Genomic DNA, 21,797 nt, shown 5'->3' with positions numbered 1-21,797 from the left:
ACTGCCTGGGGCCAAGCTGGCAGTCTCCGAATGTATCCACAGTCCGCATTTGCTACCTTGATTGCTTAACACCTTGCAAAAGTGAGAAGATACGCAATGGTCCACCCGCTTCCAGAAGAGCTGCGCGTTATCGCGGGTCAAAATTTTCCGCTTTACCCCTGCTCAAATGAAGCTTGGTCAATTAAGCCGACGGGCGGCGCCACAAGCGCGCGGGTTATGATTTGTTCCATTCCGAAGGCGGGCACCCACCTATATGCCCGTCTGCTAACCATGCTCGGGCTTGAACAGTCCGATGTGTTCTTTAATAAAGAATATCTGGGAGACTTCCGCTTTGTGGATGTCGAGAGAGCTCGGTTCACTCATTCTGAAAACATCCTGTGGATACCGATCGAGATATCATCTCGCTTTATTCAGCCCGGTCAGTTTGGCTATGGGCATCTGCCGTGCGACATGGGCATTCGCCATTGTTTGGCGGATTTCAAAGTTATCTTCCTTTCGCGTGAAATGCGTGCGGCAATTGTGTCGCAGATGCGATATGTCGGGAACAGCGACTGGTGCCCGCCTGGGAGGGCTGAGATCAAGTGGCGCCATGAGCCGAACGGGCCCGAGAAAATGCTGAAGTACTTTGATGAGATTGCGCCTTTCATTTTCAACGAACGCTGTCACCCGTTGGTGCCGTGGGCAGATGAGGAGGATGTTCTTGGATTGACCTATGAGCAGATCATAGGTGACCAAGGGCACGAAGTTCAGCTCGAGACCATTCGCAAAATTGCTGAGTTTTGCGAGATCCAGTCACCGCAGAAGCCGGAGCTGATCTTGAACCAACTAATTGGAGAGCAGACCTTTACCTTCTCCGGCAGGCGAACTTCGTGGGAGGCTTGCTGGAGTCCGGAGATTGAGGCGCGGTTTACCGCGCTCGGTGGGTCAAGACTCAACGAGCGATTCGGATTTTGATCTGGAAATGGCCGACGAAAATGGAAACCCCTTTCCTTGGGAGAACCATGGTGGCCTGTTGCTGCTGGCCCGGCTAATTGATGATCTTTATCGACGATTGCCGGAACGATCACCGCGCACCTACGCTGCGGCTCGATCGCGTCGCTCACCCTTTACGAGCCTCGACTCAACGACGCGACTGCGCATACTCTCTGCGGCGTGGACCCGGATGGGCGGCGGGCATGGAAGCCTGGCTTGATAGCTCAGTGCCGCCGGTCGGCGCGAGCAACACAAGGACACGCACGAAAGGCTTTGGACCCTGGCTGGCTTAAGAATGTTGAGGCGTCGCATCACTCCAACAGGATTAATTGAAGGCGTTCATCGGCGTCAGACGCCGACCGCAGTGCGACGGTTTTGGCTAGAGCGGGATGAATTTAGGTTGGCGCATAGCCGGCCTCGATGAAGTAAGTTCTGCATTCGGTTGAAGTGACGGTGCCGGGGATATGTCCAATGGCATCGCAGACGGCCTCGACCGTTCGCTTGGCAGCTTTGCGCAGCCAATGCTTAAGCTTGGCGACGAGCTTCTCGATGGGGTTGAGGTCGGGCGAGTATTTCGGCAGAAAGAACAACTGGCGCCGGCCGAGCGGATGGCGCGGCGCACTGCCTTGCTCTTGTGCGAACCGAGATTGTCCATGATGACGATGTCGCCGGGCTTGAGGGTGGGGACGAGAACCTTATCGACATAGAGCTTGACACGCTCGCCGTTGATCGGTCCGTCGATGAGCCATGGTGCATCGACACGGTCGTGGCGCAGCGCCGCCAGGAAGGTCATGGTCTTCCAATGGCCGTGCGGCACCTTGGCTTTGATTCTCTCGCCGCGCAGCGCCCATCCCCTGAGCGGTGCCATATGGGTCTTGGTCCATGTCTCGTCGATGAACACCAGGCGGGAAGGATCGATACGGTCCTGATACTTTGCCCACTGTGCCCGCCGGCGCGCTACGTCCGGGCGATCTTGCTCAGCCGCGATCAGCGTCTTTTTTTGTGACTGAGCTTGTCGGCGTGGACGAACTCCCACACCGAGCGGTAATCGACCTTCAAGCCGCGCTCGCCAAATTCGGCCACCAGTCCACGCAGCGTAAAATCGGCGGCTCGGCAGCGCACCAGCAGCCAGTCCCGATGCGGGCCAGCAATCTTCTTCGGCCTGTGCCCACCCATTTTGCCCGGCGCAAGACTGTTCGTCTCGCGAACCGGCTCACCCATCTGACCACGGTGCTGATACCAACCCCATAGCGCGCCGAGGCTTGCCGTCGTGACAGCCCCTCCTGCTCAACCGATGCAACAACCCGTTCGCGAAGATCCATCGAGTAAGGTTTGCCCATCCATGCTGACCTCCTTGCCCAGCAAGAAGGTTGAATCAGATTTGCGCGTCTAAGGGAATCTCCCGCCGATTCAGCCTCAATTCATTTCGCTCTAGTCGCAGTGGTCGCCACCGGCTTTGGCATTTGGGCGAGGCATTTGCTAATGTCGGCCTCCTGGCCCACGTTAGGGAGCGGCTATAAGATCGCTTCGAGTTCATGTCGTTGCTGGTCGCGATCCCTGGGGTCTCACGATCGACATCTCGCCACGCGTCCACATGGGTGGTGCGCTCCTGGTAGGCGGCATCGCGGCGACGCACTACACCGGTATGCCCGCATTCGAGACCGCTGGCTGCTCGTTTGGGATGTGCCGCTCGTGGCCGCCTCGCTCATTCTTAGTTACCAGGCTTGTCCGGCGGTGGCGAACGGGGATCTGGATATTTCCTCCCCTCCCCTACGCTAACCTTCAGATCTGCGTTGCCGCGATGCTCACATAGCGCGTCAAAAACATTGCTCGGGAATAATAGATATGGTCCAGCCTCATCCTGTCGCGCTTATTAGCCGTTCCGGGGTGCAATGAGCGTCGAAAGGTGGACGTTCGTGGAGGCCGAATGTGTTCCCTAGCCACGAAGGCGTTGCAGCACATGCTACTACCGGGTCCCTTCTGCGATCTTTGAACGCGGCTGAACCTCGCTCGTCATCAGCAATACGCCAAGTTCTTCAGCTGATCGCGCGACGACAGCAGCGCCGGCTGAGAGCAATCGTTGACCGTGGTCCTCGAAACAGTGGCCGCCCGCCGTGAAACCGATCACCGTCATCCCAGCGGCCACACCGGCTCCGACGCCGGCAATGCTGTCCTCCACCACGACGCAGCGCGCCGGCTCAGTGTCCATTTGAGCCGCAGCGAACAGGAACAGGTCCGGTGCAGGCTTGCCCGCCTTTACCATGACGGAGCTGAACACGTACGGATGGAAGTGCGGCCAAAGCTCCGTCAGTTCAAGCCCCAGTCGCAGCTTGTCGGGGGCGCTGCTTGAGGCGACGCAGCGAGGTAACGACAACTGATGCAGGAGCCGGTCAATACCGCTGATGGCTTGCAGTTCCGTCCGGTAGCTTTCCTTGATCCGGGATTGCACGATGGTGTCGAAGTCGCTGGGGAGAGGGCGGTCCCAGTCTTCTTCGATCATCTTCCGCATGGTGGCTGAGGACAGGCCGGTAAAGCGCAGAACCACATCAGAATACGACGTGGGATAGCCGATGCGGGTAAGTTCCTCGGCATCAATGCGACTTGCCAGCGTCTCGCTGTCGATCAGAACGCCGTCGCAATCGAAGATGACCAGTTCATAAGGGTTCTGTTGTTTCATTGCACGTCCTTCGGAACCGGGCCCGCAACGGAGACCTCAACCACATGTCGGTCGTTGACTTCGAAACGGTGCACAAGGACGCTATCATCGTCGATCAGTGCGACGTCGAAAGCCGGGGCGTCCTCGACAAAATCCGCATCCCTGCGCGCTAAGTGTGGTATGATCTGATGTGCAACCCCACGGCTTGCGCTGAACGGAATGCCGCTCCAGGTGCCGCTGACATCGACGTGCACATGACCATGGAAGACGTGCCGCACATTGCCGGCCCCCACCATCGCCCGCATAGTCTGGCGCCAGTTCTCCGTATTCCAAGGCTCAAAGTGCGGCAGGCCGATCGGCTGTAGCGGATGATGGGCGAAGAGGTACGCCGGCGCCTGCGGCCTCTCGGTGAGCCGCTCTAACAGCCATTCCAGTCGTCCCTCGTTCAGCGCGCCATGCCCAAGACCCTCCACCAGGGTGTCGAGGAAGATGAGGCGCCCGACCGAGGTGTCATGGACTGACTGGACAAAACCGTTCCTATCGCGCGGCTCGCCGGGGAAAGCGCGTAAGAAGTTTTGACGACTGTCGTGGTTGCCGAGCAGAAGCCGGATGGGCACGCGCATCTCCTGAAGCAATTCGCGTAACAGTTCGTAGGAAGCGAAGTCTCCCTCGTCGGTGAGGTCGCCGGTCACCACGCAAAGCTCGGCATCGGCGTGATCGCGGTTGATGCGCTCGATGGTCTTGCGCATTCGCTCGGCCGGATCGAAGCCAAAGAGCATAGCGCCGGCCGGCACAAGGTGGAGATCAGTCAAGTGGATCAGTTTCATTGGTAAATCCGCGAAAAAGGGAGAGACGCCGCACGGCGTGCAGCGTCCCGGACGAGACGATCAGTTGGTTTTCGGCAGGAGTGTGCGAACCTGGGACGCCATGTCTGCGAGGGCGGCCTCCGGTTCCTTGGATCCAAGCGCGATGGCCGTCATTTCGTCGCGTAGGACCTCGCCGATCTGAACACCGTTGTCACCGGGCCAAGAGAACCACGGGCGGGCGCGGGGCGTCTGGAGCACGCTGGTGTACCAATTCGGATGCTTGTCGTAGAACGCGCCGAGATGATCCTTGTCGAGGGCAAGCGTGTTCGTCGGCATATATCCGGTATTAGGTACGACAATGCTCTGGCCTTCAGGACCAGTCGCGAACTTGACGTACTCCCAGGCGGCGGCGCGCTTGGCGGGATCGTCGGTGAGGATTACTGCGACCATGCCGCCCGTCGGCATCGTCGCATCTTCAACGCCTAGCGGCTGCTTGGCGGTGCGGAGCTTGAACCGGTCTCCAACATCAGCTTCAAAGCCACTCACACTGCCGGCAGAGGCGAATAAGAAACCAAGTTTGCCGGAAGTGAAGAGCTGCTGGGCAGCGCGCGAGTCGATCGTCGGCTGAGCACCAGCGGTATGGAATCTCTTGAACAGCTTGACTGCGGCCTGGCCGGCAGGACCGTCAAAAGCGATGTCGCTTTGCTTGTCGTTCATCATCCGTCCGCCGAAGCTGCGCACCAGGTTCTGCGTGGTCCAGTCGTCCGAGCCAAGTTGGTAATACATGCCGGACGTTCCATTGCCGAGCGCTCCAATTTTGCCGGCAAATTCGACGAAGCTATCCCAGTCGCCTGGGATCTTGTCAGGATCGCCACCCGCCTTCTTCACGAGATCGGCATTGTAGTAAACAACCGGCGTCGACATGGCGAACGGAAGACCGTAGAGATGGCCGTCGATTATTGCGAGAGAAAGGACCTGATCCGTGTAGCCTTTCTCGGCTAGGTGATCCGCGGCAGCGAGATCGTCGATGGGCTTCACGAGCCCACGCGCCACGAGCGGACGCAACACATTGAAGCCGACGTAGTGGACGTCCGGCAACTCGCCCGCCATGCTCTGGCGGATCAACGTTTGGACAGCCTCATCATAACTCGGCGCGGCGACGCGGAAGTTGATCTTGATGTCCGGGTGGTCCTTCATGAAGCGATCGGCAATCGGCTTATGGATTACTTCGTGTTCGGGCCAGGCGTAATAGACATCGAGTTTTGTGTCGGCTTGCGCCGGCATGGCTGCCAGCGCGGCAGTGATGCCGGCGGCGAGGATCATTGCAAGGGTTTTCACATTGCTCTCCTGAGGTTCGAGATGAGGTTTGGAAACGGAGCTAGTGTCGGCCAAGCACCAGGCCCCGGATGAAGTGTTTCTGCATGAGAAGGAAAAGAGCGACTAAGGGCGCGGTCACGAGAACGCCCCCGGCCATAAGCGCACCGACATTTCCGGCGCCTTCGCCCGCCTGCCGGAAATAGGCAATTCCAAGGGAAGGCGTCATCATGTCGGGAGTGGTGATCACCACCAGTGGCCAATAGAGATCGTTCCAATGGGCCACGACAGAGAAGATCGAGAAGGAAGCGACGGCCGGCCATGCTGCAGGCAGCATGATCCGCCGGGCGATCGAGAGCTCGCTGAAACCGTCCAGCCGCGCCGCGTCGAGCACCTCGTCGGGAAAAGTCACGAAGAACTGCCGGAACAGGAAGATGGCAAATACCGAAATGATCCAGGGCAGAACCAGCGCGGCATAGCTGTCGAGCAGCCCGGATTTCGCCAGCGCTATGTAGATCGGGATCGTTGGTATCTGCACCGGCACCAGAAGACCGAGAAGGACGGCCGCAAGCAGAATTGGGCGGCCGGGGAAGGATAGCTTGGCCATCGCATAGCCACACGGGATGGCGATCGCGACCTGCAACACAAGAATTGTCAGGCACACGACAAAGCCATTTCCCATGAACCGAAGAAGCGGAATTGCCGAAAGCGCGGTGCTGTAATTGTCAATCGCGCCGTTAAGGGTCGGGGTTGGCAGCAGGCTGCCGTCGAAAATCTCGCTCTGTGGAGTCATAGAGGCAAGGATCATCCACACAAAAGGGAAGACCATTATGATCGCGCCGGTCACAAGCACGGCATGCAAGGCAATGCGGGATGCGGAAGATTGCGCCAGGATCATCATCATCGACCTCCACTTGCTTTCCAGCGCGCCCGGCGCTCGGAGACGTGCATCTGGACGAGCGACAGGAAAGTCACGAAGACGAAGAAAGACACGGAGATCGCTGACGCATACCCCACCCGGAAAAAGCGGAAGCCCTCTTCATAGAATGTGTAGAGAATGACGGAGGTGGACTTCATCGGGCCGCCCTGTGTGAGGACTGCAACCGTTTCGAAGACCGAAAAGGCGCGGATGATTGTCATTACGGTGACGAACAGCGTCACCGGCGCCAGCATCGGCCAAGTCACCAGCAGGAAGCGCTTCAGCCCCGTGTCCGCTCCGTCGATCGCCGCGGCTTCGTAGAGCTCCTCCGGAATGGTTGAAAGACCGGCCACGAAAAGTATCATGTTGAAGCCGACCAGCTGCCAGACGCCGATCGCCGAGAGCGCATACATGGCCGTCGAGGGATCGGACAGGAAGCTGACCGGCGATGCGCCCAAAAGCTGCAGCAATGAGTTGGCGAAGCCGAGACTTGGATGCAGGATCGCTTCCCACGCGGTTGCGAGAGCGACCAGGGTCGCGGCCACCGGTAGGAAGTAGGCGGTGCGATAGACGATGGCAAATCGTGACCGCGCGATCAAGAGAGCAACCAGCAGGCCCCACCCGATTGATGTCGGCACGACCACAACCACATAGAGCGCGGTGTTGCGCAGGCTCTGAGCAAAGCCTGGGTCCGTCAGCATGCGCGTATAGTTCGCAAGCCCGATGAACCGGACACCGGCCAAACCAAGCGAAGCATCTGTAAAAGACAGAAAGAAAACTAGAACGGTGGGCCCGATGACAAGAGCGGCAAGCAGCAGCGTCGCGGGTGTGGCCAGGATCATTCCGGCTTGTGCCTGGGCGCGAGCAGGGCGGTAGCCGCCTGAAATGTTCTGAGCCAAGCGACCGATCGGATTGTCGTCGACCACGGCCATATCAGGCTACCCTGCTGTGATCGCGACTCTGGCGCGAGCCGTCCCAAGGAAAGAACCATGCCTTTTCCGAGTCGATGGTCAGTCCCAAGTTGTCGCCGCCACGCAGTGATTGTGCTCGCTCGGCCGAAATCCGGGCGACGAACTCAGCGCCTGCCCCGGCATGGACAAAGACGTGAGCGTCCATCCCTGCATGCTCGATGCGCGTGACGCAAACCGGCAGGGCGCCCGGTCGGTCCCTGTCGACGAGGGATGCATGCTCCGGCCGAAAGGCCAGCGTTCCGGCCTGTCCGGATCCGAGCGCATCGCGAATGATGATCCTACTGCTGTCGATGATGAGCGCGCCGCCGACAGGGGCGGCCACCTCGACCTCGTTCAGGAATGGCTGGGCCAGGAACCGGGCAACATCGAGATCGACGGGTTCGCGATAAAGATCGGCAGGGGCTGCAACTTGGCGCAGCTCGCCGCCAAAAACGACGGCGACACGGTCGGAAAGTGCGGCCGCCTCGGCCTGGTCATGGGTAACGAAGATAGTCGTCGTTTGCATTTCCTTGTGGAGCCGCGCGATTTCGCCACGCGTATGAATGCGCAACGCTGCGTCCAGATTTGCCAAGGGTTCATCCATCAGGAAGATCTTCGGCTTGCGCACCATAGCGCGTCCCAAAGCCACGCGCTGGCGCTGTCCACCCGAAAGCTCCGCCGGCCGGCGGTCGAGCAGCGCATCGAGCTTGAGCAGCGCCGATGTTTGACGGACCCGCTCCTCGATCGAGCGATTGCGTTGGCCGGCCCCTGGCAGCAGGCCGCCAATCACCGGAAGCCGTTCCAAGCTGGTCAGCTCGCGCATGACCAGCGGGGCTGCGATGTTGTCGTACACACTTAGATGCGGATAAAGGGCGTAGCTCTGGAACACGAAGGCCAGGTCGCGGTCCTTCGGCGCCACGGTATCCAGCGCCTTGCCCCCTGCACGCACGTGGCCCTGATCCGCCCGCTCCAGCCCTGCTATTATGCGAAGAAGCGTGGACTTGCCGCAGCCGGAGGGCCCAAGCAGTGTCACAAATTCCCCGGCAGCAATCCTTAGACAGACGCCGCGAAGCACATCAGTCGCGCCATACCGCTTGCCGACATTGTCAATGTGGAGATCCAACGCAGCCATTCCGAGTTCCCTTTCGGTTGGCGACAGGGCTTAATGGAGCTTTATTTCATTTTCATGACAATACGGAGTTTAATTTCATTTCGCAACCGATTTCTCCATCGCCTTTCCCAGTGCCAGCATCAGGCTTTCGATCACGAAGATCTTGCCGATCATCGGGGTCAGCGTGCCGCCGATCGGATGGTCGTCAAGGCCGGAGGCCTGCAAGATGAAGTCCGCCGACTTGCCGAGCGGGCTACGGGCGCGGTTGGTGATGGCGACGGTCAGTGCCCCTGCGGAGCGGGCGCCCTTGAGGAACTGAACCGTATCAACGGTGAGGCCGGATATCGAAAGGCCGATCGCCACGCATCCGGGACTGAGTCCGTTGGCGACTTCGTGAGCCATGTTGGAGTTTCTGAACGCCAGCGCCGTAAGCCCAACTCGCAAGAGCCGATAGGCGAGCAGTTCTCCCGTCACGCCCGACATTCCTGCTCCGTAAAGATCTATCCTTCTGCTCGCCGCAATCACTTCTGCGAGCTTCTCGAGGGCCTCGAGATCGGCATTGCTGTGTGCGATCCCTAGATTCCGAGCCATCGTGTCGTGCAAGGTTTGCAGGGCGGCGTTGGGCTGCTGCGCGGCGGTGGATGGAGGCCTGGGGCGGCCAATCTCTGCCGCCAGCGCCAGCTTGAAATCGCGAAAGCCGGAAAAGCCGATCTGGCGGCAAAGCCTCAAAATGCTGGCTTCCCCACTACCCGCGAATTCGCCTAGTTCCCCGACCGAGTGGTGCAACACTTTCTCAGGGTTTTCCAGGATGTATTTGGCGATCCGAGCGAGCGCATTCGGCAGATGATCGATGTCTTCCTGCAAGCCAGATAAGATGCTCTCGCGCTCTGCCGCTGTCGCGGCGGGTGAGTTAATGCTCATCGTCATGATACCCATACCTTATGAAGCCGCAGAAAAGAGAGCCAGATGCCATCGACCCGTCCGACGATTGGCTTCCGAAGCGCGCGCGACCAGGGGCCGACTTCGAGATTGGGAGAACAGGACTAGCCAGTGCTCGCCCGACTGGGAAGACTAGTAGTCCTCAATTCTGTTCGGGCCGGATCCACTTCTGAGCATCATAGCGGAAAAGCTGCGCCCTAAAAGGTCGCATTTCAAGCCCCTCTGATGGGCGCTATCCCAGAGATCATAGTGCTCATTGGGGTCTTCTTTATGATCGAACAACTCTCCTATTCCAACATCATGATATACATTTAGCTTATAGCGTCCATCATAGTACATTGATGCGCGTGACCCCCGGCTCCCGTGGAATCGGAGAGAATTGTGATACTCGCTGACCACGTACGGCTTGTGGTATTCCAATGAGGTGTTGCCAAGCAGCATCTGGTCGAGTGACAGCCCCTGCATAGCGCTGGGGATCTCAAGACCCGACAACGAGAGCAATGTGGGTGCAATATCAACCAGCTCGACGAGTGCATTCGACACCGATCCTTGGGCTGAGCTGCCGGGCACGGAAATCATAAGCGGGACATGCACCAGACCCTCATAGAAACGGCAGCCTTTGTAGAGCAGGCCGTGGTCACCCATCATGTCACCATGATCGCTCATGAAGACAATGATGGTGCGATCCAGCTGGCCGGTTTCCGTCAAAGCGTCCAGTACCCGGCCGACTAGATCGTCGACTTGAGCCACCTCCGCATGATATGCCGCTCTCATCTCCCAAATGTCGAAGTTCGTGGGTGGCGCTTCATGCGTAGGCCCGGCGATCTCGTCATTGTGCGCCTGACCGACGGCTGCTGCGGCCTGCCACGGATCCACCGCGAATTTTGCCTGCTGATCGACTCGTTCAAATTTCTTCTGATGCTCGAGATCGATCGGCCTGAAGACAGGATCAGGCATATCACTTGGGTTGAAACGCCTGAGGTAGTCAGGCGGGGGATTGAGAGGCGGATGAGGTGCGTCGATATTAATGCCTAAATACCAATTACGACCAGAATGCATCTTGATGAAACGCTCTGCCCGATCGCCTGCCCAACGCGCCTGCCGATATTCTGCGGCCGGTCCCGGGCCATAATGTTGGTCAAGATACGGTTTGAAGTAGGCTACGGGATCGACCCCTTTTGACCACATCCACGCATGATAGTCATGGTTGCCTGACCACTCCGGAAATGGCTCAGGGCTCCAGTAGAACTCGGCAAATCCATCGTCGGGGCGCTTTTCTATCATGCCACGAGTGGCAGATAGGTGCAGCTTCCCTATGTGCCCCGGGTAGTATCCGGCATTCGCCATCAGTTTTGGGAGCAAAACGAGATGCGAAGGAAACGTGCCGGCGCCGTTTTGATGCACTTGGTGTGCGATCGGATACAACCCCGTCAGAAAGCTCGTTCGGCTCGGCGTGCAGATCGGGCTTTGACAATACGCACGAGCGAATGCTGTACCCCTCGCGGCCAGACGGTCGATATTGGGAGTTTGCGTGCCCTTGAACCCGAGACACCGCAGCGTGTCCCAACGTTGTTGATCACTGCAAATCCAGACAATATTAAAGTTGCCCAACTCTGATCCTCAAACGCAATAGAGGTCTAATTCGTTCGCCACCGGCGCGTCAATCGCGCCGGTGGCCGGGTGCGTGAAGACTACTTCAAATATCCAGCCCGTTTTAAGATATCCACGGCCTCAGTCTGAGCATCATCCAAGGCGGCCTGGGCACTTTTGCTGCCAACAACCGCCTCCTGCAGGGCTCGACCGAGGCGGTCGCCGATCTCCTTGAATTCAGGGATTCGAGGATAATACCACTCCGGCGCGACCCGAAGAGTTTCAGCATATGTTGCCGCGAACGACCCGTGGCCATAATTGTAGTCGTGCTTGGCAAGTATCTCCGGATCGTTCCACAGGGACGATCTCGTGATCGCGACAAAGGTGCTATCGAGTGAAATGCGTTTCATCACATCTTTACTTGTCGCCCACTGAAGGAATGCGGCTGCGGCTGCCTTGTTTTCTGATGCCGCCGGGATGACATAGGCCTGTCCCGCAAATGGCGGGAACCTCCCACTTACTCCGCCGGGCGGCAAAGCGAATCCAAGCTTACCTACGACTTTCGACAGCTTGGGGTCGAGAATGCGGCCGGCAGTAGGAGCGCCTTCCACCGTCATTGCAATGCGGCCCTGCTGCATCGCAATGACGACGTCGTCAAACGTTGCTGAGGTGCTGCCAGGCACGGTGAACCTGGTCATCACGTCTGTGTACCATTTCAGCGCCTCCACAGCGGCGGGTGTATTGACCGTGGGCGTCAGATCCGCCGGTTCGTGCGCGAAATATTTGCCGCCGAAAGCATACAGGACCTGGCCCCAAAACCAGATATTCTCACCGGTGTCGGGTTGCCCTCTTAGTGCGGTGCACTGAATATCAGCCTTTTTCAACAGCTCGCAGTCATCGCGGAATTCCTCCCACGTTTGTGGTGGCTGTTTGATACCGGCCTTCTCCAATAAGTCGGGACGATAGTAAAGGAGCTGCGTCGCCGCGAAATGCGGCAATGCCAGTTGTTTGCCGTCCTTATTGTACAGGCGAAGCACGGGAGCGATGAAATCCTGTACATCGGCACTCTTCATGTCGACGTAGTTGTCGAGCGGCTCCAGGATATCGCCAGATGCGTATCGCCCGAACTCCTCGCTCCCTAAGTAGACCACGTCGTAGCTATTTGAACGTGTCAAGAGCTCGACCGACACCTTCTGAACGGTCGGCGCATAACCGAAGAGATCAAACTGCACTTCAGCGCCGGTCTTCTCTGTGAACTCGTGCGCAAATTTTTTGAGCTCAAGATCGTATGCTGAGTTTGTCGATAGGATCTTTATTTTTACGCCGTCGTACCGCTGCTGAGCCGATGCTCCCCCGCCGATGGCAACACCTAATGCAACAGCAATAATTCCGATGTACCTCATTGCTTCTCTCCTTGAGCTAACGTTTCACCCTTTCACGGAACCGGTCGTTGTTGAGCCGGCGACGTACTTTTTTACGAACGGCACGAACACTACGATCGGAACCAGCATAAGCACGCAGGCGGCTGCCGCTTTGCCCCAATCAGTTCCCTCAAACGGCATGAAATTCAGTATTGCGACGGCTGCAGTTTTTGCGTTATCGCGTGTTAGCGTCAGCGCGAAAAGAAACTCGTTCCAAGAACCGATAAAGGCTAATATAGCTGTTGCTAAGATGCCGGACCTGGCAATAGGTATCGAGATAAGCGTCATCACCTGCAGTGTTGATGCGCCATCTATGATAGCGGCCTCTTCTATTTCACGAGGAACTTGGTCAAAAAACGCCGATAAATACCAAATCGCGAGCGGGATAGCGAACGTGGTGTTGACGATGATCAGCGCAATCTTCGTGTCGACCAAATCTACTTGGCGGAAAAAGAGAAAATAGGGGATGATGTAAATCATCGCTGGCGCAGCCCGGAGCGCCAATACCAACGTCAACAGCCTGCGCATGGAAGTCTTCTGCAGATGGGAGATGCCAAATGCCGCCGGGACCGAAAGCGCCATGGTCACTACAATGGTGCTGCATGAGACCACAATTGAATTGATGAGCGCCGAAGAAAAGTCCTTGTCGGCGATTATCGCGGTATAGTGCTGAATGGACGGCTCTCCCACGATCACCGGCGGCCATTGAAACATCTCTGTCGGCTCTTTGAGAGATGTCGAAAGTGTCCACAGGATTGGAGAGAATAGGAATAGCGCGAATGCAGCACAGATGACATATCCGTAGATGTATCGTCCAAGGTCTCGATGCATGATCAGCCCCCGACTCGGCCAGCCGAGATTCGGCGAACAAACCAAAAGCAAGCCCCGACGATTGTGGCTGTGAACGCCACGAGAATTGAGGCGGCATAATCGAGGTCAAGATATGTAAATGCGGTCAGGAAAGCGTAGAAGTTAAGGGGCTCCGTCGCCCCTGCAGGCCCGCCTCCAGTCAGCACGAAAATCACCGGGAAAATGCCGAGGACCTCCAAGGCTTGAAATACTGCAACGGCTCCCATTGCAGGTAAGACAAGCGGTATGGAGATATGCCGTTGGGCCTGAGCCCAGCTTGCACCGTCGAGGCTGGCCGCCTCATAAATCTCGTCGGGGATTGAATCCAGGGAGGAAAGAAGCAGCAAAGCAACTATAGGAACCCCAAACCAAACCGACACGATGATCACGGTAGCAAGCGCTGAGGCCTTGCCTCCCAGCAAGTCGGCGTCGAAATTGTGGCCGAAGAAGCTTGCGAAATAAGACAGGCCGCCCACACCAGGAATGACAAACAATTTCCACACAATTCCGCCTACCGCTGGCGGTACTACGGAGGGAAGCAGGGAAGCTGCTCGCATCCACCGTGTACCGATGAGCTTCTCCTTCAAAGCTAATGCCAGCGCCAACCCACACAGGAGTTGAAGCGCGACGGGCATAACGACTAGGGCAAAAGTCACGAAAGCAGCGTTGATAAATCGGCCGTCGGACAAGAAGCGTGTGTAATTGTAAATGCCGATGAAGGTCGTCTTTCCGGGGAAGGCGATGTTGAAATCCACGAATGAGAGCGCAACGACAGCCGCAATCGGGACGAACGTCGCAAGGCATAGGAACCCGATCGCGGGGGTAACCAGCGCCCAGGACACATTAAGCCGGGAATATGCCATGGGTCCGTTCCTCCTTGATGTCTATGCCCATGTTGAAAGCCTGGCCTGGCTGGCATTGGCGAGCTGAATGGGTCCGAGTGCGTCAAAAGTCCGGCTAGGAAGGAGGTCCGGAACGTTGTTATGTCCGGACGTGCGAGCTCAGATCTGCGTTTCCGTTTCGTCCATCGCAACCTTTGTGTCCGTTTGGCTATAACGGAACGGGACATCCGTAAGTCCGGCCGCGTCGGACAGCTCGGCCGCCAGCAGCTGGGCGGGCAGAATGTCTACGATGGCCCGGGCAACACGGTTCTGCAGTGGAGGCACTTTCACAACTGTCAGGGTTTTGTGGTCGTGAGGCAATTCGCTCGCGGTTACTAGAAGAACTGCACAGCCGATTTCGGCTAACTCCTGCGCCAACCGCACTTCGCGACCATCGCCGAATATCAATATCCCAGTCGCCTGATCCATAGATTCCATCGGACCATGCAAGTAGTGCAGCGTGTCGCTGGCGCCTGCCGGAACCCTGACAGCCTCACGAATAAGCAAACAAGCTTCGCCCGCTGTACCAAAGGCGGATATTGCGCCAACGCAGTCGATGGCTCGCTGGTCACGGAAAATTTCGCCAGCACGAGCCATTTTCTTCGCCGAGGTCTTCAGGACCTCGCTTGCGATGTGGGGAATGTCGTTCCAATTAAAGCTCTCTCCACCGCCAAGAGCATCAACCAGCAGCCCGCCTGCCAAAAGCGACCCTGTGAAGCCGGTACTTGATGGCAGCGAATCCAGCCCGGACTCATACCGAATTGCCGTTGAAGCGGCGCGCGATAGCGGGTCATTGCCTTCATTCGTGATTGCAAGGGACGGCAACTGACTGTGCACGTTAAGCGCAGCAATGGGCTCGACGCTCCTTCCTCCGACAGAAAGCACGATAATGGAATCGCCAGGATCTCCCGGCTCAACGAGATCGACAGCGCGCCAGGTATTTGCCCGCCTACCGCGACGCTGAAGTTCGCCGGTCACCACCGCCGCAGCTTCGTAACTCGCGCCTATCCCTGTAACGACCAAAGTTCCGTTTTTGAATTGGGAAAGATCAAGTTTCCGAAGCTGCGGTCGGACAACTTCCAACGCATGGCGAAACTGATCAGGCTGACGGGCAATCGCCGATCTGTAAGTCATTGAACATCCTTGTGTTGAGGCATGATTGGACCTTCAGTGCTGGCCCCACCCGTGCGAAGTTGCTGCGCCATGAGGCAGGCTCCCAAGACCGGCGGCCTGTTAAGGAAAGTGACGGCTACTGTGGCCCCGAAGCGGCTGGCAATTTCGTGAGAAAATGCGTCGGCTAAAAGCGGTTGAGCAAGAATGACCCCACCGCCCACCACAACATGTTTGTCGTGCACGCCGCCTAACATCAGATGGTGGACCAGCTGAGCCAAGGCAGAGGCACCCTCGTTGATGACGCGTTTGGCCAACAGCGAACCGGCATTGGCTGCCTTGAAGACTACGGGTGCGTGGCGGCCCAGAGCGGACGCGCTGCCTTCCTGCGCGATTGAAGTGCCGATGTTTGTGGGGCTGGTCAGCCCAAAGGTTTCACAAAGTGCCTCTACAAGGGGCTCCGTCCTGGCGCCCCCCAAATCAATATGTAACCGCACCGCACGGCCCGCTTCCCGCATCAAACCAGGTGCGCTCCCTTCGTCTCCGATTGCCCATCCCCAGCCGCCTGCGACATGCATTTTGCCGCTATCGTCGCGAGCGACTGCGATCGAGCCAGTGCCCGCGACGACACCTATTCCGCTGGAAAATCCCATGGTGACGGGCAAAAGCTCCGCATCATTGACGACCTTTAAGGGACAGGCGAAATGATTCGACAGTTGCTGCTGAAGCAGGCCGCACTCGGCATCGTCATCGCATCCATGAGAGCCAATCGCGATGCTGTTGGGCGTGGCGTCAGCAGCAAACCGGCGGACTAGCGCGATGAGTCCAGGGATATTGTGGTCACAGGCACCAGAGCGCCACTCACTGGTTGGCACGATCAGGTCGCGGGCCGTACCCTGGTCCGAGCACCCCCTCAAATGCGTTTTGGTGCCACCGATATCGACACCGATCGAGATAGAACACATCTCTTCATCTCTGTTCATAGTCGCGTGCATCAACCGCGTTTCCAGTTTGGCGGCGGAGAATATCACTATCTCAACTCTGATGAAAGATGATTTTTTTCATCATAACGACGTCCGGTGATTGGGGTCGGTCGGCAGTCCGGAAAAGGTAAGCGGACGGTAGCGGCTCCCTTACGAGAGGCTGTTCACTGCTTGGCTTTCTGCTGAAAATTTCCTATAGCCAGCGGACCTGGACCCTCGTGATGCACGGGATTCGTTTTTAATGCAGGAAAACATTTTAGCGCGATTGCGATCGTCTCGGCCGAGCCTCAGTCCGGCACTCCTTCGCATCAGTGAGTACGTCCTCAAGGATCCCGCGAAGGTCGTGCACCAGACCATCACGGAGGTCGCTGACGGATCTGGATCGAGCGAAGCGAGCGTTTTGCGGTTCTGCAGAGACATCAAATTTTCGAGCTTTCAGCGTTTCAAACTGGCATTGGGAATCGAACTGTCAACTAACCAGACAATCAGACATGCCAGCCCGTCCGGCGACATCATCGACGATACGCTGTCTATGGCCGTCACGGCACTCAATCAGACAAAGGACCTGTTGAACCAGGCCGCCCTTGAATTGGCGGTAAAACATATCATACGAGCGAAAAGTATCGATCTCTACGGTTTGGGCGGCTCTGCGAATGTGGCCCGATATGCGCATTACTTGTTTATTAGATCTGGACTGATGTCGCGCGTGCTGGACGACCCGCATCTCGCCGTCATGAGTGCGGTGAATCTCGGACCCAAGCACGTGGCACTGGCAATTTCGGAATCTGGCTCGAGCAAGGATACCATCAACTCACTCATGGCAGCCAAGGCTGCTGGCGCGTTCACCATAGCAATCACATGTCACATACGCAGTCCAATCGCTGCCAAGGCGGACGCTGTGCTGGCAGCATCCTCGACGGACACCCCCATCATGCGAGGAGCGTTCTCCCGGGTCGCTGGACAATATTTGATCATCGACATCCTCGCCAACATGATCGTTAAAGATGGCAGCAAGTTCCAGGCGGCTATGCAGCGAACCGCAGAGGCTACCATAGATAAAAGCTTTTAACCGAAACGTTCGCGCAGGTAGTCGTTCAGGAAACGACCGTCCGGATCAAAGCGAGCCCTTTGGGAAACAAAATCGCGGTACCTTGGGTACAAGCCTTCGATCTCCGGCCGCCCCAGACTGTGAAGTTTGCCCCAGTGCGGACGACCGTTCGCGGAAGAAAAGATTGTCTCGCAATCACGAATGAAATCCCAGTAATCTTCTCCTGCTGCGCCGGACACGGATATCATCGCAGTCTTTCGTTCAAAGTATGGACTCAGCCAAATGTCGTCAGCCGCTACAGTTCTATACTCCACCGGAAATATCTGCGACGGGTACTTTGTCTTTATCAACTTGCGGATTTCGCGGAATACCGACGGACCGTCCCCGTAAGCCACCGCGTACTCGCATTCATTGTGGTTCGGCATCGGAATTGAACCCGGAAATATCCGGTAGCTCGGCCCTATTCTCTCGCCGACCCGATCTTCGACAGACTCCGGCGATTGAGCCGTGACGTTCAGCGTCCTCAGTTCGCAGACATCGGATTTGCTGCGAGTACGTCCCATGCCAAACGTGTTGGGCAGGCTGTATAACGAGGCCGAGTGTTCGGTCGGGCACCAGAAAACGCGGAGACTCCGGTTTTGTTGGCATAGCTGATCCAGGTGATCCATGCATTCTTCGAAATCCTCACGCCATATTTTGTCATGAAGATCAAAGGCGGGAACAAGCTTCATCGTGACGGAAAGTACTACGCCGAACATTCCGATGGAGACTTTTGCAGCGTTGAGGGCATCCGCGTCCTGTGAAGCATCGATATTGACGATTGATCCGTCGCCAGTAGCTATTCGCATTCCAACTATCGGCCCCGCTAAGCATTTTAAACTGTCACCACTGCCATGCGTACCCGTCGATACGGCCCCGCTTATGGTTTGCAGATCGATGTCGCCTTGATTCGGCAACGCCCAACCTGCAGAGCGCAGTTCAGAGCCGACGTCACAAATCCGCGTTCCGCCGCGAAGCGTCACCCGGCCGTTGGCATGGTCGATGTTTTCGATCCCGGATAGGCGCTCCGCGGAGATCAGAACGCCGTCCGTGGGGACAATTGGCGTATATGAGTGCCCCGTACCAACAACGCGAATTCGCAGGTTGTTCAAGGCTGCTGCCTTTATCGTACTGCAGACGTCATCGTCCGAGCTTGGCATCTCGAAATGCTTTACCCTGCAAACCTGATTGCTCACCCAGTTCCGCCAAATTAAGCTCGGGCCGAGTGTCGGCGATCCCGGTTGTGAAGAAGGCAATGGAGTTCTCCTGGTATGTGTTACTGGGTCCTTTGACGGATACGAGCACGGGCGTGATGGGTATCATCATCGTGCTGTATATAAAAGACGATTTTTTTCATTCTTAATCGAATTGCACCGAGGCGGAAATCCGACTCTCATGCGTCACCAATCGAAAACCGTCTTGAACGGTTTCCAAGCCTCATCGGAGCCGGGCTCTGCTCATCTCAAGCCTTGATGGCTCCCGAACTCAGGCTCGGAAACTAGAGCCCCGCATTATGCGCGGAGGCAGCGGCAGTCGATGGACCAGTGTTGAATTTCGGCTGCATGCGAGCTCAGAAGGGAGGTATCCAAGGGAGCAATAAACATCCACTGTCGTGCCGGACCGAACCTCAGCAGATGTTCTGCCAACCGCACGTATAGGGCTTAAGCGTCATGTGCTTGCTCGTTGTCGAACTTGATTTACTCTAAGACATCACGATTCATCCTTTGATGACCTGCCCGCGCTTTTCATTGCATGCAGGATACCGTGGCTCCCGGAGGTAGCTTCAGTGCGTCACCGTGCCTCATGCTAGGGTGTTACCCCCACAGGTGCGGGCGGAACTCGTCCACGCCGCTGCTAAACCTTCAACATTGGGCAAAGCAAGCCTCTAAGCTCCTCCAACGATGCCTTGGGCTCAAACATTCCTCAGCTGACTGTGATGATGGCGCGCGCGCACTAACGCGCATTAGCGCATATTTGCATTTCGCGCAGCATTAAGGCCGATGAAGCCGTCCTGAATGAGAACGCGCTCGCTCGCAGACACGCCCATAACTTCGCGGCTATCAGCAGCACGGAAGGGTGGGGCTTGCGGACACCGATGTTATCGGAGGAGAAGAGCCGTGGGCTTGCAAGCCCCAAATGTCAGCGGCTCTCATGCGGTGGATGAGTCGAAACTGATGTACTCGATACGACACAAAGGGAATGGTAAGCCAGTGGAGCAGTTCAATTGAGCAGGTGTCGCCAACAGGCTCATCGAGGGGCCAGCTGGATCTCAACCTCGACTGTTTCCATTAAGTGTTCCGGCCAGCTTACACGCCATGACGGTTAGTATAGGCGGTTGTTGATCGTCTCGCTCAATTCCGGAGAGCGTTGCCTGATTCCTTCCGGATGTACCGGGACACCTTCTGCGGCGAGTTTTGTCGAACACCTCGGATGCTATGATTTTCGTCTCCGCAAGGGTGCCCGTCAAAATCGAAGATGATCAGTCCAGGCCGAGGCCGATCGGAGGTCGTGATTGAGGATGCGACACTCATTTCGGGTCACCCGGACGAATAACGGGCAACAAATCAAGTCCCTCGTGACGATGGACGACGACATCCGTTCCGTCCAACATGATCACGTCGTATGAGGGTGCAGCCGCGACGAATATGGGCTTGCCATATTGTTCCCAGTCCAGAACGATATGCTGCGCCGTGCCACGGCTGGCAGTGAAGGAGATTCCTGACAGACTGCCTGCTGCAGCGACATGCCGATGACCAAAGAGCATGTGGCGGACCGATGCGTTTTTCTTAACAATGGAAAAGAACCGCTCGGTCTCCTTCATGTCGCATGTCCTAAAGCAGGGCACATGCAAGTCCGATGGTGAATGGTGCATAGCAACCACGACTGGTCGGCCGGCGCCACGGACAAGCTGCTCTTGGAGCCATTCAAACCGGCCACCGTCGAGACAACCGCCAGGACTAATGTCGTCCTTCGAGTCGAGCAAGACGAGGAGCCACTCGTGCAGGTCTACAGCCGCCTGAACGAAGCCTTCTCCGCCGAAGACGCCTCGAAACGCGGTGCGGTTGTCATGGTTGCCGATGGTCAGATAGACGGGGAGCCGGACGTCCGACAAAATCTCGCGCAAGAGCACATAGGCGGCCGGATCCCCCGTGTCAGCAAGGTCGCCGGTAATAAGGATGAGTTTCGCATCTGCGTGTACGCGCGAGACGTGGTCCAAGGTGTCGCATAATCTCTGCGCCGGATCGATGCCGTAAAGCATCTTGCCAGGTGCGACAAAATGGGGGTCTGTTATATGAATGATTTTTTGCATTGCTCCACACTTACATAAGCCCGACTCCGGAAGGAAATGGGGCAAGAAACAGGTCTTAGGTTGGACCAGTAAATGACCATTCGTTATGGGGACCATTTATCGGCCACAAAAGCGACGATTTCAGCGGCGCTGACATGGACCGGGCGCCGCAATATGTTGCCTTGAGGCCCATTATGCGACCGCCTTCGTCGCTTCGTTACACAGGCACCTCAAAATTTGTGCCATTTCCGCCCGTTCAGAGTGGACGGCTGCGTACCGCTTGCAATCGTTTCGGCCGGGCCGGTAGAATCCTCGACCTCCCGCTAGGTCACCTTGATTCATGGAGTGTCAGGCGAAAAGTTTCCATGCGGAGCCGGCCCCATTCGAGCGTAAGCGGGTAGCTGATGCCGTTCAGCGGTGGTAGTTCCAAGGCATGAGCGCCTCGATAGCGCTGTTTGGCCAGCCATTGGCGATGCGCTCGAGGGTCTGGGTGAGCCAGGCGTGCGGATCGACCTGGTTCATCTTGGCGGTGGTCAGCAGCGTGGCGATGGTGGCCCATGTCCGTCCGCCGCCGTCGCTGCCAGCGAAGAGGCTGTTCTTTCGGGTAATTGTCTGTGGCCTGATGGCGCGCTCGACGGTGTTGGAGTCGATTTCGATGCGGCCGTCGGTGAGGAAGCGCTCCAGCGCGGCACGCCGGCCGAGCGCATAGCGGATCGCCTCGGCGGGCTTCGATTTTCCCGACAGCTTCGGCAGCTCCTTTTCCCACAGCGCAAAGAGAGCGGCAACGACGGCGGCGGATTTCTCCTGACGCGCAGTTATCCGTACTGCCGGGTCCTGGCCGCGTACGGCCTCCTCGGCGGCCCACAGTGGGGCCATCTGCGCCACCGTCTGCGAGGCGATAACGGAGGAGCCTGCGGCAT

At 57.4% G+C, this 21,797-nt stretch carries 18 protein-coding genes and 1 pseudogene; 2 read left to right on the top strand and 17 right to left on the bottom strand.

The window, feature by feature from the left end; translation table 11 throughout:
• The first annotated feature begins 96 nt into the window (after positions 1-96).
• Positions 97-954 carry a sulfotransferase domain-containing protein gene (locus tag NKI17_RS31630; RefSeq protein WP_352529071.1) on the top strand — a complete coding sequence of 286 codons (858 nt, stop codon included), beginning with the start codon at positions 97-99 and terminating at the stop codon, positions 952-954.
• 413 nt (positions 955-1,367) lie between these two features.
• On the opposite strand, the pseudogene NKI17_RS37160 reads toward NKI17_RS31630, so the two are convergent.
• The 14 genes and pseudogenes from NKI17_RS37160 to NKI17_RS31550 all read right to left on the bottom strand — a co-directional run bounded on the left by NKI17_RS37160 (position 1,368) and on the right by NKI17_RS31550 (position 16,549).
• Positions 1,368-2,312: pseudogene (locus NKI17_RS37160) on the bottom strand (IS630 family transposase).
• Positions 2,313-2,938: 626 nt separating this feature from the next.
• Positions 2,939-3,649 carry an HAD-IA family hydrolase gene (locus NKI17_RS31610; protein WP_352625358.1) on the bottom strand — a complete coding sequence of 237 codons (711 nt, stop codon included), beginning with the start codon at positions 3,647-3,649 and terminating at the stop codon, positions 2,939-2,941.
• Complete coding sequence (locus tag NKI17_RS31605) at positions 3,646-4,455, bottom strand: phosphodiesterase (protein ID WP_352625356.1); 810 nt, start codon at positions 4,453-4,455, stop codon at positions 3,646-3,648. The genes NKI17_RS31610 and NKI17_RS31605 overlap by 4 nt, the downstream gene beginning before the upstream one ends.
• A 60-nt stretch (positions 4,456-4,515) precedes the next feature.
• Positions 4,516-5,772, bottom strand: coding sequence for an ABC transporter substrate-binding protein (locus tag NKI17_RS31600; RefSeq protein ID WP_352625354.1), 1,257 nt, complete (start codon positions 5,770-5,772; stop codon positions 4,516-4,518).
• Between the two features lie 40 nt (positions 5,773-5,812).
• A complete protein-coding gene (locus NKI17_RS31595; protein ID WP_352579683.1) occupies positions 5,813-6,646 on the bottom strand; it encodes a carbohydrate ABC transporter permease in 834 nt (277 codons plus the stop codon).
• A 2-nt stretch (positions 6,647-6,648) separates the two neighbouring features.
• Positions 6,649-7,599 (bottom strand): carbohydrate ABC transporter permease, encoded by a 951-nt coding sequence (locus NKI17_RS31590; protein ID WP_352579678.1) that lies wholly within the window; start codon positions 7,597-7,599, stop codon positions 6,649-6,651.
• A gap of 1 nt (position 7,600) precedes the next feature.
• Positions 7,601-8,749 (bottom strand): ABC transporter ATP-binding protein, encoded by a 1,149-nt coding sequence (locus NKI17_RS31585; RefSeq protein ID WP_352625353.1) that lies wholly within the window; start codon positions 8,747-8,749, stop codon positions 7,601-7,603.
• Between the two features lie 75 nt (positions 8,750-8,824).
• Positions 8,825-9,664, bottom strand: coding sequence for a MurR/RpiR family transcriptional regulator (locus tag NKI17_RS31580; protein WP_352579676.1), 840 nt, complete (start codon positions 9,662-9,664; stop codon positions 8,825-8,827).
• A gap of 135 nt (positions 9,665-9,799) precedes the next feature.
• A complete protein-coding gene (locus NKI17_RS31575) occupies positions 9,800-11,278 on the bottom strand; it encodes a sulfatase family protein (protein WP_352579675.1) in 1,479 nt (492 codons plus the stop codon).
• Positions 11,279-11,358: 80 nt separating this feature from the next.
• On the bottom strand, positions 11,359-12,660 hold the full coding sequence (locus NKI17_RS31570) for an ABC transporter substrate-binding protein (RefSeq protein WP_352625352.1): 1,302 nt from the start codon (positions 12,658-12,660) through the stop codon (positions 11,359-11,361).
• A gap of 24 nt (positions 12,661-12,684) precedes the next feature.
• Positions 12,685-13,509 (bottom strand): carbohydrate ABC transporter permease, encoded by an 825-nt coding sequence (locus NKI17_RS31565; RefSeq protein WP_352625350.1) that lies wholly within the window; start codon positions 13,507-13,509, stop codon positions 12,685-12,687.
• A gap of 2 nt (positions 13,510-13,511) precedes the next feature.
• Positions 13,512-14,390, bottom strand: a complete 879-nt coding sequence (locus NKI17_RS31560; RefSeq protein WP_352579672.1) for a carbohydrate ABC transporter permease — start codon at positions 14,388-14,390, stop codon at positions 13,512-13,514.
• 138 nt (positions 14,391-14,528) lie between these two features.
• Positions 14,529-15,542 carry an SIS domain-containing protein gene (locus NKI17_RS31555; RefSeq protein WP_352625349.1) on the bottom strand — a complete coding sequence of 338 codons (1,014 nt, stop codon included), beginning with the start codon at positions 15,540-15,542 and terminating at the stop codon, positions 14,529-14,531.
• Positions 15,539-16,549 carry an N-acetylglucosamine kinase gene (locus tag NKI17_RS31550; RefSeq protein ID WP_352625347.1) on the bottom strand — a complete coding sequence of 337 codons (1,011 nt, stop codon included), beginning with the start codon at positions 16,547-16,549 and terminating at the stop codon, positions 15,539-15,541. The genes NKI17_RS31555 and NKI17_RS31550 overlap by 4 nt, the downstream gene beginning before the upstream one ends.
• A 193-nt stretch (positions 16,550-16,742) precedes the next feature.
• On the opposite strand from NKI17_RS31550, the gene NKI17_RS31545 reads away from it, so the two are divergent.
• Positions 16,743-17,570, top strand: coding sequence for a MurR/RpiR family transcriptional regulator (locus tag NKI17_RS31545; RefSeq protein ID WP_352625345.1), 828 nt, complete (start codon positions 16,743-16,745; stop codon positions 17,568-17,570).
• Here the strand turns inward: NKI17_RS31545 and NKI17_RS31540 are convergent.
• The 3 genes from NKI17_RS31540 to NKI17_RS31530 form a co-directional block, all read right to left on the bottom strand.
• Positions 17,567-18,784 (bottom strand): D-arabinono-1,4-lactone oxidase, encoded by a 1,218-nt coding sequence (locus tag NKI17_RS31540; protein WP_352530989.1) that lies wholly within the window; start codon positions 18,782-18,784, stop codon positions 17,567-17,569. The two genes, NKI17_RS31545 and NKI17_RS31540, sit on opposite strands and share 4 nt — an antisense overlap.
• A 1,331-nt stretch (positions 18,785-20,115) precedes the next feature.
• Entirely contained in the window at positions 20,116-20,898 is a 783-nt protein-coding gene (locus NKI17_RS31535) for a metallophosphoesterase (protein WP_352530991.1), read from the bottom strand.
• Between the two features lie 390 nt (positions 20,899-21,288).
• A partial coding sequence (locus NKI17_RS31530; protein WP_352907362.1) for an IS66 family transposase occupies positions 21,289-21,797 on the bottom strand: 509 nt, incomplete at its 5' end.

This window comes from Mesorhizobium sp. M0816 (assembly GCF_040320005.1).
GTDB lineage: Bacteria > Pseudomonadota > Alphaproteobacteria > Rhizobiales > Rhizobiaceae > Mesorhizobium.
This window is presented reverse-complemented; position numbering and strand designations above follow the sequence as displayed.

Excerpts from the sequence above, each read along its gene's own strand:
- NKI17_RS31605 (WP_352625356.1), bottom strand. The coding sequence starts at position 4,455 with ATGAAACTGATCCACTTGACTGATCTCCACCTTGTGCCGGCCGGCGCT.
- NKI17_RS31545 (WP_352625345.1), top strand. The coding sequence starts at position 16,743 with ATGCAGGAAAACATTTTAGCGCGATTGCGATCGTCTCGGCCGAGCCTC.
- NKI17_RS31585 (WP_352625353.1), bottom strand. The coding sequence starts at position 8,749 with ATGGCTGCGTTGGATCTCCACATTGACAATGTCGGCAAGCGGTATGGC.
- NKI17_RS31535 (WP_352530991.1), bottom strand. The coding sequence starts at position 20,898 with ATGCAAAAAATCATTCATATAACAGACCCCCATTTTGTCGCACCTGGC.
- NKI17_RS31565 (WP_352625350.1), bottom strand. The coding sequence starts at position 13,509 with ATGCATCGAGACCTTGGACGATACATCTACGGATATGTCATCTGTGCT.
- NKI17_RS31610 (WP_352625358.1), bottom strand. The coding sequence starts at position 3,649 with ATGAAACAACAGAACCCTTATGAACTGGTCATCTTCGATTGCGACGGC.
- NKI17_RS31595 (WP_352579683.1), bottom strand. The coding sequence starts at position 6,646 with ATGATCCTGGCGCAATCTTCCGCATCCCGCATTGCCTTGCATGCCGTG.
- NKI17_RS31555 (WP_352625349.1), bottom strand. The coding sequence starts at position 15,542 with ATGACTTACAGATCGGCGATTGCCCGTCAGCCTGATCAGTTTCGCCAT.
- NKI17_RS31590 (WP_352579678.1), bottom strand. The coding sequence starts at position 7,599 with ATGGCCGTGGTCGACGACAATCCGATCGGTCGCTTGGCTCAGAACATT.
- NKI17_RS31560 (WP_352579672.1), bottom strand. The coding sequence starts at position 14,390 with ATGGCATATTCCCGGCTTAATGTGTCCTGGGCGCTGGTTACCCCCGCG.
- NKI17_RS31570 (WP_352625352.1), bottom strand. The coding sequence starts at position 12,660 with ATGAGGTACATCGGAATTATTGCTGTTGCATTAGGTGTTGCCATCGGC.
- NKI17_RS31580 (WP_352579676.1), bottom strand. The coding sequence starts at position 9,664 with ATGGGTATCATGACGATGAGCATTAACTCACCCGCCGCGACAGCGGCA.
- NKI17_RS31630 (WP_352529071.1), top strand. The coding sequence starts at position 97 with ATGGTCCACCCGCTTCCAGAAGAGCTGCGCGTTATCGCGGGTCAAAAT.